The 10,527-nt window shown below is 72.3% G+C and carries 7 protein-coding genes and 2 pseudogenes; 8 read left to right on the forward strand and 1 reads right to left on the reverse strand.

Going from position 1 to position 10,527, the window contains the following annotated elements; genetic code table 11:
- The 8 genes and pseudogenes from ACF08N_RS37145 to ACF08N_RS37180 all read left to right on the forward strand — a co-directional run.
- Window positions 1-355, forward strand: a pseudogene (locus ACF08N_RS37145) (MBL fold metallo-hydrolase); the annotation flags it as partial.
- A gap of 55 nt (window positions 356-410) precedes the next feature.
- Complete coding sequence (locus tag ACF08N_RS37150; RefSeq protein WP_392329134.1) at window positions 411-1,544, forward strand: aromatic ring-hydroxylating dioxygenase subunit alpha; 1,134 nt, start codon at window positions 411-413, stop codon at window positions 1,542-1,544.
- Window positions 1,545-1,728: 184 nt separating this feature from the next.
- Window positions 1,729-4,605 carry a SpoIIE family protein phosphatase gene (locus tag ACF08N_RS37155; protein WP_392329135.1) on the forward strand — a complete coding sequence of 959 codons (2,877 nt, stop codon included), beginning with the start codon at window positions 1,729-1,731 and terminating at the stop codon, window positions 4,603-4,605.
- Between the two features lie 421 nt (window positions 4,606-5,026).
- On the forward strand, window positions 5,027-5,347 hold the full coding sequence (locus ACF08N_RS37160; protein ID WP_392329136.1) for a bifunctional 3-phenylpropionate/cinnamic acid dioxygenase ferredoxin subunit: 321 nt from the start codon (window positions 5,027-5,029) through the stop codon (window positions 5,345-5,347).
- Complete coding sequence (locus tag ACF08N_RS37165) at window positions 5,344-6,522, forward strand: NAD(P)/FAD-dependent oxidoreductase (RefSeq protein ID WP_392329137.1); 1,179 nt, start codon at window positions 5,344-5,346, stop codon at window positions 6,520-6,522. Before ACF08N_RS37160 ends, ACF08N_RS37165 begins: the two co-directional genes overlap by 4 nt.
- A gap of 38 nt (window positions 6,523-6,560) precedes the next feature.
- Entirely contained in the window at window positions 6,561-6,950 is a 390-nt protein-coding gene (gcvH, locus tag ACF08N_RS37170) for a glycine cleavage system protein GcvH (RefSeq protein WP_392329138.1), read from the forward strand.
- Window positions 6,947-8,206 (forward strand): serine hydroxymethyltransferase, encoded by a 1,260-nt coding sequence (glyA, locus tag ACF08N_RS37175; RefSeq protein WP_392329139.1) that lies wholly within the window; start codon window positions 6,947-6,949, stop codon window positions 8,204-8,206. The genes gcvH and glyA overlap by 4 nt, the downstream gene beginning before the upstream one ends.
- A 31-nt stretch (window positions 8,207-8,237) precedes the next feature.
- Window positions 8,238-8,372: pseudogene (locus ACF08N_RS37180) on the forward strand (serine dehydratase beta chain); the annotation flags it as partial.
- A gap of 93 nt (window positions 8,373-8,465) precedes the next feature.
- On the opposite strand, the gene ACF08N_RS37185 reads toward ACF08N_RS37180, so the two are convergent.
- The gene (locus ACF08N_RS37185; protein ID WP_392329140.1) at window positions 8,466-9,797 is read right to left on the reverse strand and encodes a universal stress protein; all 1,332 of its coding nucleotides are present in this window, start codon (window positions 9,795-9,797) and stop codon (window positions 8,466-8,468) included.
- Window positions 9,798-10,527: the final 730 nt, after the last annotated feature.

The following is a 10,527-nucleotide window of genomic DNA, read 5'->3' on the forward strand; positions in this document are numbered from 1 at the left end:
CCGCGCGGATCGAACGCCTCGTCACCTCCGGCACCTTCGAACTGGACGGCGGCAGCTGGGAGGTGGACAACAACGTCTGGCTGATCGGCGACGACCGGGAGGTCCTGGTCGTGGACGCCGCGCACGACGAAGCCGCGATCGCCGCCGTCGGCGACCGGCGCCTGGTCGCCATCGTGTGCACCCACGCCCACAACGACCACATCAACGCCGCCCCGGCCCTCGCCGCCCGGACGACGCGGTGCTGTGGAAGGCCGTCCACCCCGGGCGGGAGCCCGACGGCCGGCTCGCCGACTACGAGGAGCTGACCGTGGCCGGCACCGCACTGTATGTGCTGCACACCCCCGGGCACACTCCCCATCTCCCTCTTCGACCCCCGCCGCGTGCGCGTCTGACACTCCCGAGGTGACACGATGACCATCACCAGCCTGCCCCCGAGCCTGATCCCGACCCTGCCGGGGGAGTACTACACCGATCCCGAGATCTTCGCCCTGGAGCAGGAACGGGTCTTCGAGGCCATGTGGTTCTGCGCCGTCCGCGCCGGCGACCTGGCCAAGCCGGGCCAGTTCCGCACCGTCCAGGTGGGCCGGGAGAGCGTGCTGGTCTCCCGCTCCCGGGACGGCTCCATCAAGGCCTTCCTCAATATCTGCCGGCACCGCGGCGCCAAGCTGTGCACCGAGGAGTCGGGCGAGGTGAAGCGGGCGTTCCAGTGCCCCTACCACGCCTGGACCTACGGCCTGGACGGCAAGCTGGTCGCCGCCCCGAACCTCACCTCGATGCCCGACATCGACCGGGTCGAGTACGGCCTGATCAACGTCCATGTGCGGGAGTGGCTCGGCTATGTGTGGGTGTGCCTCGCGGACGAACCGCCGTCCTTCGAGCAGGACGTGGTCGGCGCGGTGGTCGAACGGCTGGGCGACACCGAGTCGATCGACAACTACGGGATCGACGACCTGAAGGTGGGCCGGCGCATCACCTACGACGTGAAGGCCAACTGGAAGCTCATCATCGAGAACTTCATGGAGTGCTACCACTGCGCCACCATCCACCCCGAACTCACCGAAGTCCTCCCCGAGTTCGCCGACGGCTACGCGGCGCAGTACTACGTCGGCCACGGAGCGGAGTTCGGGCAGGAGGTCAAGGGCTTCACGGTCGACGGCTCGGAGGGCCTGGACCGCATCCCGGGAGTGGGGGAGGACCAGGACCGCAAGTACTACGCGATCACGGTCCGGCCGCAGGTGTTCATCAACCTGGTCCCCGACCATGTGATCTTCCACCGGATGTACCCGATGGCGCACGACCGCACCATCGTCGAATGCGACTGGCTCTACCTCCCGCACGTCGTGGAGAGCGGCAAGGACGTGGAGCGGTCGGTCGAGCTGTTCCACCGCGTCAACCAGCAGGACTTCGACGCCTGTGAGCGCACCCAGCCTGGGATGAGCTCCCGCGCCTACACCAAGGGCGGCGTCCTGGTGCCCAGCGAGCACCACATCGGCGAATTCCACACCTGGCTGCAGAACAAGATCGGCACACACCTCACCGACTGACACCCCCTCGCCCCCCTGCTGCCCGTCCACCCGCCGCACGGCCCCTCCGGCAGGTGGACGGGCCATTGCGCTGCCCGCAGCGGCCGCGCGCCGCACGACGCCGCCGCACGCGCCCGTGCGCCGGGAACTACTCGGTCCCGCAGCGTGCTGGCTTACCGAGGCCACCAGGACTAGAAGTATGGATATGTCCATCTATCGGCGATCCTCCCAGCCGGCATCCCGCCTGTTCGCCGGATGGCGCCGGCGCAACCGGCGTGCGGCCCGGGGGCCGGGCACCGGGCAGCCGGCCCCGCCCGAGGGCGACCGGGGAGCGCCGCATCAACCACCGCCGCGCCTGCCCTCCGTACTGAGCCTGCACAGCGTCGCGGGCCAGGTCTTCCTCCTGCAGGTGGCGGTCGTCGTGCTGCTCGTCGTCGCCGCCGTGACGGCCCTGTTCCTGCAGGCCCGCACCGCGACCCTGCAGGAGGCCCGCGAGCGCTCGCTCGTCGGTGCCGCGACCTTCGCGCACGCCCCGGGAACGCTGGAGGCCATGAAATCCGCCGACCCCAGCGCACTGCTGCAGCCGCGCGCGGAACAGGCCCGGCAGCTGGCCGAGGTCAACTACGTCATCGCGTTCAGTCCCTCCGGCGTCCGATGGACCCACCCCGACCCGGACCTGATCGGCAAGCAGGTGGTCGGTTCCTACGCGGACGCACTCGCCGGCAACGTGCACCAGGACACCTACGACACGCCCGGAGTCGGCCGCGCCGTGGACACGATGGTCCCCGTCCTGGACACCGACGACCGGGTCGTCGGACTGGTGTCCGTCGGCATAACGGTCAAGAGCGTCAACGAGGAGGTCGCCCAGCAGCTGCCCCTGCTGTTCGGCTCCGCCGCCGCCGGACTGGCACTGGTCACGGGCGGCTCGGCCCTGGTGAGCCGGCGGCTGCGGCGGCAGACGCACGGCCTGGACCCGGCCGAGATGACACGGATGTACGAGCACCACAACGCGGTCCTGCACTCGGTCCGCGAAGGCGTACTCGTCATGAGCGGCGAGGGACGGCTGCTGCTGGCCAACGACGAGGCGCGCCGACTGCTCGACCTGCCCGAGGACGTCGAGGGCAGGCCGGTCCCCGACCTCGGCCTGGCCCCCCGTACGGCCACGCTGCTCGCCTCGGGCGGCGAGGCCACCGACGAGGTGCTCCTGGCGGGGGAGAGGCTGCTGGCGGTCAACCTGCGGCCCACCGCCCCGCACGGGGGACCGGCCGGCAGCGTGGCGACGCTGCGGGACACCACGGAACTGCGCGCCCTCGCGGGACGGGCCGAGCTGGCACGCGAGCGTCTGCAACTGCTCTACGACGCCGGGGTGCGCATCGGCACCACGCTGGACGTGGTGCGCACGGCCGAGGAACTGGCCGAGATCGCGGTTCCCCGCTTCGCCGACTTCGCCACCGTCGAGCTGCTGGACGCGGTCCTGCGCGGCGAGGATGCGGACGGCGTGAGCCCGGCCATGCACCGGATCGCCGTCCGCGGCGTCCGCGACGACCACCCGCTGTACGCGGCGGGCGAGGAGATCGCCTTCCTGCCCACGATCCCCCAGGCACAGGGACTGCAGGGACTGCAGAGCGGCCGCGCCGTGTGGGAGCCCGACCTGAGCCGCGCCGCCGCCTGGCAGGCACAGGACCCCCAGTGGGCGCGCCGCGTCCTGGACTTCGGCATCCACTCGCTGATCACCGTGCCGTTGCAGGCCCGCGGCGCCGTGCTCGGGACGGTCGACTTCTGGCGCGCCCGCAGCGAGCCCTTCGCGCAGGAGGACCTGTCCTTCGCGGAGGAACTGGCCGCCCGCGCCGCGGTCATGATCGACAATGCCCGCCGCTACACCCGCGAGCACACCGTGGCGGTCACGCTGCAGCGCAGCCTGCTGCCCCGCACTCTGCCCGAGCAGTCGGCCCTGGAGGTGGCCCACCGCTACCTGCCCGCCCAGGCCGGGGTGGGCGGCGTGGGCGGGGACTGGTTCGACGTCATCCCCCTGCCGGGCACCCGCGTCGCCCTGGTCGTCGGCGACGTCGTCGGCCACGGCCTGCACGCGGCCGCTACCATGGGCCGCCTGCGCACCGCCGTCCACAACTTCTGCGCCCTGGACCAGTCGCCCGACGAGCTCCTGGGCCACCTGGACGAGCTGGTCGCCCACATCGACCAGAGCGAGGCCGCCGAGGGCGACGGCGAAGGCATCACCGGCGCCACCTGCCTGTTCGCGATCTACGACCCGGTCTCGGGGCGCTGCAGCATCGCCCGGGCCGGCCACCTGGGACCCGCCCTGGTGCACCCCGACGCCACCGTCACCTTCCCCGACGTGCCCGTCTCCCCGCCGCTCGGACTGGGCGCCGGCCTGCCGGTCGAGACCGCCGAACTGGACCTGCCCGAAGGCTCCCGCCTCGCCCTGTACACCGACGGCCTCGTCGAGGACCGCGACCGCGACATCGACACCGGCCTCGCACTCCTCAAGGCCGCCCTGGCACACCCCGGCCAGAGCCCGGAGCAGACCTGTCAGGCGGTGCTCGACGCCCTGCTGCCCGCCCGCCCCAGCGACGACATCGCCCTGATGGTGGCCCGCACGCGGCTGCTGGACCCGGACCGGGTGGCCGAGTGGGACGTGCCCAGCGACCCCGCCGCCGTCGCCCCCGTCCGCGCCGCCTGCGCCCGCCGGCTGGAGGCCTGGGGCCTGGACCAGGTCGCCTACACCACCGAGCTCATCCTCAGCGAACTGGTCACCAACGCCATCCGGTACGGCGCCGACCCCGTCCGGCTCCGGCTGCTGTACGACCGCGACAGCCTGATCTGCGAGGTCGCCGACGGCAGCAGCACCTCACCGCACCTGCGCCGGGCGGCCGCCACCGACGAGGGCGGGCGGGGGTTGTTCCTGGTCGCCCACTTCGCCCAGCGCTGGGGCACCCGGTACACCGCCCGCGGCAAGGTCATCTGGACCGAGCAGTCCCTGGAGGCGGCCGCAGCCGGGCTCGGCGGCGGCCTGGGCGACCTGGGCGAGGACCTGCTGGACCAGTGGGACGAGCCGCCGCTGTGACCGCGGTCCGTCCCCTTCCTGCCGAGACCAGCCGGCCGGCAGGCCCGGACCGCCACCGGGGGACGGCCGGCGGGCACGCCACCGCCTCCCGCTGAGCGCACTCCAAGGCCCCGGGGTCCGCGCCCGGCCGATCGGCGGCATCACCGTGCCTGCCCCCTGCCGCGGCTGCCCCGAAGGCCCCTGCAGCCCGATCAGCACCGCGGGGCCTCTTTGTTGCGCCATGCACAATCCGATGCGCTGGCGCGTACTTGATGCCGCTGCTCTCTTGACAACCCCCGGAGCAGCGGAAAGCATGTGTTGCGTATAGCGAATCCCGTTGTGTCATTCGAGACAGCGCTCTTTCTTCGCCGTCAGGCCGGACACCGTCACCGGCCGGCCGACGGCCCCGTCCCTGTCGGGCACCCGCAACCGGAGGTTCCCCATGATCACGGTGTGCCGGATCGAAGACCTGCCCCCCGGCGAGTCCATCCGTGTCACCGACGGCGTCCCCGCCCCCATCGCGTTGTTCAACGCGGACGGCACGGTCTACGCCATCGACGACACCTGCACGCACCAGGACGCCTCCCTGGCCGACGGCTGGCTCGAGGGCTGCTTCGTCGAATGCCCCCTTCACACCGCCTCCTTCGACCTGCGCACCGGTCACCCGACCTGCCCGCCGGCGAAGGCCCCGGTCCGCACCCACCAGGTCTCCGTCGAAGACGGCCACATCCTGCTCCACGTCACCGTCGGAGAGCCGGCATGAGGACCATCACCGTCGTCGGAGCATCACTGGCAGGCCTCAGCACCGTCCGCGCCCTGCGCGCCGAGGGCTACGACGGCACCATCGTCGTCATCGGCGAGGAACGCCACACCCCCTACGACCGCCCGCCGCTGTCCAAGGACTTCCTCAAGGGCGACCTCGACGCCGACGCCCTCGCCCTCGGCGACGCCGACGAGTACGAGGACCTCCAGGTCGAGTGGCTGCTCGGCGAACGCGCCGTGCGCCTCGATGCCGCAGACCGCTCCCTCACCCTGGCCGGCGGCCGGCAACTGCGCACCGACGGCCTCGTCGTGGCAACCGGCGCCGGCCCCCGCACACTTCCCGGCACGGACCGGCTGGCCGGCGTGCACACCCTGCGCACCCTGGACGACGCCCAGGCCCTGCGCGCCGACCTGTCCAGCGGCCTGCCCAGGGTCGCCGTCATCGGCGCCGGCTTCATCGGCGCCGAAGTGGCATCCACCGCCCACCGGCTCGGGCTCCACGTCACCGTCATCGAGGCACTCGACGTACCGCTGGAACGCCAACTGGGCCGCGAGATGGGCCTGGTGTGCTCCTCCCTCCACACCGACCACGGGGTGCGCCTGCTGCGCGGAACGGGCGTTGCGGGCCTCACCGGCAACGGCCGGGTCACCGGCATACGCCTGACGGACGGACGCCTGCTGCCCGCCGACGTCGTCGTCGTCGGTGTCGGGGTGCGGCCCGCCACCGACTGGCTCGCCGGTTCCGGCGTCCAGGTCGACGACGGCGTGGTGTGCGACGCCGGCTGCGCCACGAATGTCCCGGGCGTGGTCGCCGTCGGGGACGTCGCCCGCTGCCCCAACCCGTTCACCGGCCGGCACGCCCGCATCGAGCACTGGAGCAACGCCACCGAGCAGGCGAAGACCGCCGCCCGCACCCTGCTCTCCGGCGTCTCCGCCCCAGCCCCCCCGACCGCACCGTACTTCTGGTCCGACCAGTACCAGGTACGCATCCAGCTCGCCGGCCACGTCGCCCCCGGCGCCACGCCCCACGTCGTCGAGGGCGACCTCGACAGCCGCTCCTTCACCGCCGTCTACCGGCGCGAGGACACCCCCGTCGCAGTGCTCTCCATGAACCAGCCGAAACTGTTCAACCGGCTCCGCCGCACCCTCACCCCCGCAGCGGCCACCGCCTCATGAGCGCCCCGCCCCACCTGCCGGCGCCACCGAAGACCGCCGTGAGCATTCCGCGGCACCTGCGCTACACCTGGGACCACGAATGGCTGGTCGTGGACGAGGGCAACGCCACCGTCGGCATCACCGCGTTCGCCGCACAGGCCCTCGGCGACGTCGTCACCCTCCGGCTGCCCGAGGTGGGCACCTGGGTGGAAGCCGGGGAGAGCTGCGGACAGATCACCTCACCCACGGCCGTCAGCGACCTGTACGCCCCCGCCTCGGGCCGGGTCCTGGAAGTCAACACCGCCCTGGCCGGCGACCCGGGCGTCGTCAACACCGCTCCCTACACCACCGGCTGGCTGTTCAGGCTCCGGGTCGAGAACATCGCCGGCGCCCTGTCCGCCGACGCGTACGCCGCCCACTGCGCCCACACCCGAGGAGACCGCCGATGACCCTGTTCCACCAGCCCCTCCACGAGCTGGACCCGGACGTCGCCGCCGCGGTCGACGCCGAGCTCCACCGCCAGCAGTCCACCCTCGAGATGATCGCGTCGGAGAACTTCGCCCCCGTCGCCGTCCTCGAGGCCCAGGGCTCCGTCCTCACCAACAAGTACGCCGAGGGCTACCCCGGCCGCCGCTACTACGGCGGCTGCGAACACGTCGACGTGGTCGAGCAGATCGCCATCGATCGCATCAAGGCCCTGTTCGGCGCCGAACACGCCAACGTGCAGCCCCACTCCGGCGCGTCCGCCAACCAGGCCGCCCTGTTCGCGATCGCCCAGCCCGGCGACACCATCCTGGGCCTCGACCTCGCCCACGGCGGCCACCTCACCCACGGCATGCGCCTGAACTTCTCCGGCAAGCAGTTCACCGTGGTGCCCTACCACGTCGACGACGCCACCGGCCTGGTCGACATGGCCGAGGTCGAACGCCTCGCCAAGGAACACCGCCCCAAGGTCATCATCGCCGGCTGGTCCGCCTACCCCCGCCGGCTCGACTTCGCCGCCTTCCGCCGCATCGCCGACGAGGTCGGCGCCTACCTGTGGGTCGACATGGCGCACTTCGCCGGCCTGGTCGCCGCCGGCCTGCACCCCAACCCCGTCGAATACGCGGACGTGGTCACCTCCACCACCCACAAGACCCTCGGCGGCCCCCGAGGCGGCATCATCCTGGCGAAGCAGGAACTCGCGAAAAGGCTCAACTCCGCGGTCTTCCCCGGCTTCCAGGGCGGCCCCCTCGAACACGTCATCGCCGCCAAGGCCGTCTCCTTCAAGGTCGCAGCCTCGAAGGAGTTCAAGGAGCGCCAGCAGCGCACCCTGGACGGCGCCCGCATCCTCGCCGACCGACTGATCCGGCCGGACGTCACCGAGCACGGCGTCTCCGTCCTGTCCGGCGGCACCGACGTCCACCTCGTCCTGGTCGACCTGCGCAACAGCGAACTCGACGGACAGCAGGCCGAGGACCGCCTCCACGAGGTCGGCATCACCGTCAACCGCAACGCCGTCCCGAACGACCCCCGGCCCCCGATGGTCACCTCCGGCTTGCGGATCGGCACCCCCGCCCTCGCCACCCGCGGCTTTACGGCGGACGACTTCCGCGAGGTCGCCGACATCATCGCCCAGGCCCTCAAGCCCACCTACGACGCCCGGGCCCTGCGCGCCCGGGTGACCGCCCTCGCCGACAAGCACCCCCTCTACCCGGGCCTGTGACCGACACCCCTCCCGTCCCACGGAGTACGCCGTGGCAATCAGCGTCTTCGACCTGTTCTCCATCGGCATCGGCCCGTCCAGCTCGCACACGGTGGGCCCCATGCGAGCCGCCCGGATGTTCGTCACCCGGCTGAAGAGGGACGGCCTGCTCGCCCGGACCGCCGCGCGGGTACGGCCCCGCAGCGTACGGGGGCGCACCTGCGTGCCCGGCCGGCCGTTCCTCCTGGCGTGGCCGTCCTTGGACGGGTGTTGGGGCTTCTTAGTCGGGTGTCGCCGCGGGTTTCCGGTCTGGTTGGGGGACGATTGCTACTGGGCAGTGGCTGTGGTGGAGCAGGGTGTGTGTGATCAGGCCGGGGTGGGGTGGTGGGTGGCTGTGCCGTCGATGGGTTCCGATGATCAGGAGGTCGGCTGCTGTTGATCGGGTGATCAGTGTGTGGCGTGCTGAGCCTTCGATGAGTGTGTGGTGCACGGTCACGTCCGGGTACTGGTCCGTGATGCTGTTGAGTGTGTGGTGGAGGAGGGCTGTTGCTTCTTCCTGCGGGGTCTGGGCGGGTTTGCGGGTGAGTAGTGGGTGCGCTGCGGGTCGGTGTGCGGGGCGGCGCCAGGCCTGTATGGCCTCCAGCTCGCACCCGCGTGCTGCGGCTTCGCGGAAGGCGAAGCGGACTGCTGCTGGGGCCGTGTCGCTTCCGATGCCGAGGATGATGCGGTTGTTGCGGGTTTCCCTGTTCTGGGGCCGGCCGCGTATGACGGCGACGGGACACGGCGCCCGGGCCGTGAGGGAGAGACTGACCGATCCCAGAAGGAGTTCGCGGATCGGGCCCTTGCCGCGGGCGCCGGTTACCAGGACGGTGGCGTGGTGTGCCTCGCGCAGCAGCGCCGAGACGGGGTCTTCCGGCACGACGCCGGTGCTGATCTCCAGCGGCGCCCGTCGCCGGGCATGCTGGGCTGCGGCCGCCACGATGCCCTCGGCGATCGCGTGCTCGGTCACCAGGTCCGGGTCGATCCGTGGTGTGTCCGTGAGGGCCGCGCCCTCGTACCGCTCCCACAGTGAGGCGTGGACGATCCGCAGCGGCAGTCCGTGGCGGACCGCCTCGTCCACGGCCCAGTCGACGGCGTGGAGGCTGGGCTCCGAGCCGTCGACCCCCACGACCACAGGCAGAACCATGATTCCCACCGCCTTCGACCCGTTGGGTGCTCCCTCATTCTCCCGCCGGTTCGGCGTGTCGCTGGCATCGGCCGGGGTGGCGTCGCGGGCCGTCTGCGGGCGGTTCGGCGCAATGGCGCGGCCGCGCCGGGCAGCGGGCAGCGGGCAGCCGGCGGACGACACGGGGGGCCCGGCGCGGTGGGGGGCGTCGCGGTGCAGCGTCGCCCTGCCCTGTCGCCCTGCCACCGGAGGCCGGTTCCGGGATGCGGCCTGCGGTTCCGTCCGGGGGAAGGCGGTCAGGGCGGCGGTGTCCTGTGGGTCGACGACCCGCAGGGCGTCCCGGGACGTGGCAGGCGCGGTGTTGTCGGTCTTCTGCGGGTGCGGCGCTTCGTGGCGCAGCAGGACGGGGCAGCGGGGCGATGTTGCGATGTCCGCCGCTCCGTCCACCGACGGCTGCTCCGTGCGCGCCTCTCCCGCGGCCACGGGCCGGGGGAGGGGCTCCGCCCGGTGACGGGGCTGTCGAAGGACATCGCGGCTGCTGTTGCCGCCGGCCGCCCTGGTGCCGGCGCCGCGCACCGATCACCCCGCCGCCCGGCCCGGAAGAGCACTGCTGCAGCGGCCGGTACGAGCAGCGACCCCCCGGGCGCGTCGCGGCCCGGCCGGCTGCATTCCGCCCCCACGGTGCAGGGCCTGCGCTTCGCCGCGGTCGTGCCGGGAAGGCGGCCATGACCGACACCCCGGGTCCTGCGGGCAGGCCCGACCCGGCACCCTGCACCGGTTCATCGCGGCTCATCGCGGCTCATCGCGGCTCATCGCGGCTCACCGTAGGACACCGCCGTCCCGCCTGGCCGCTGCCGGACCCGGCTGGTGTCCGAGAACCGAAGGACACCGCCGTCCCGCCTGGCCGCTGCCGGACCCGGCTGGTGTCCGAGAACCGTAGGACACTGCCGTCCCGCCTGGCGCCTGCCGGACCCGGCTGGTGTCCGAGAGGGGACTCCGGGCCGTTTTCGGTGCGGTTTGCGCGGGCCATGTGTGGGGTGGGCGCGCTCCGGACCGATCAGGGCCTGGGTCCCGACGCTCAGGGGACGAAGGAGCGCAGAATGGGTGCAGGTACGTGTTGCCTGGAGGGCCTGTGCTGTGGAACTCACCGACTGGCTGCTGACCCCGAGCGAACGCG

This window comes from Streptomyces sp. NPDC015127, from assembly GCF_043080095.1.
Lineage (GTDB): Bacteria > Actinomycetota > Actinomycetes > Streptomycetales > Streptomycetaceae > Streptomyces.

Coding starts and splice junctions, on each gene's coding strand:
- ACF08N_RS37150 (WP_392329134.1), top strand. CDS start 411: ATGACCATCACCAGCCTGCCCCCGAGCCTGATCCCGACCCTGCCGGGG.
- ACF08N_RS37155 (WP_392329135.1), top strand. CDS start 1,729: ATGTCCATCTATCGGCGATCCTCCCAGCCGGCATCCCGCCTGTTCGCC.
- ACF08N_RS37160 (WP_392329136.1), top strand. CDS start 5,027: ATGATCACGGTGTGCCGGATCGAAGACCTGCCCCCCGGCGAGTCCATC.
- ACF08N_RS37165 (WP_392329137.1), top strand. CDS start 5,344: ATGAGGACCATCACCGTCGTCGGAGCATCACTGGCAGGCCTCAGCACC.
- glyA (WP_392329139.1), top strand. CDS start 6,947: ATGACCCTGTTCCACCAGCCCCTCCACGAGCTGGACCCGGACGTCGCC.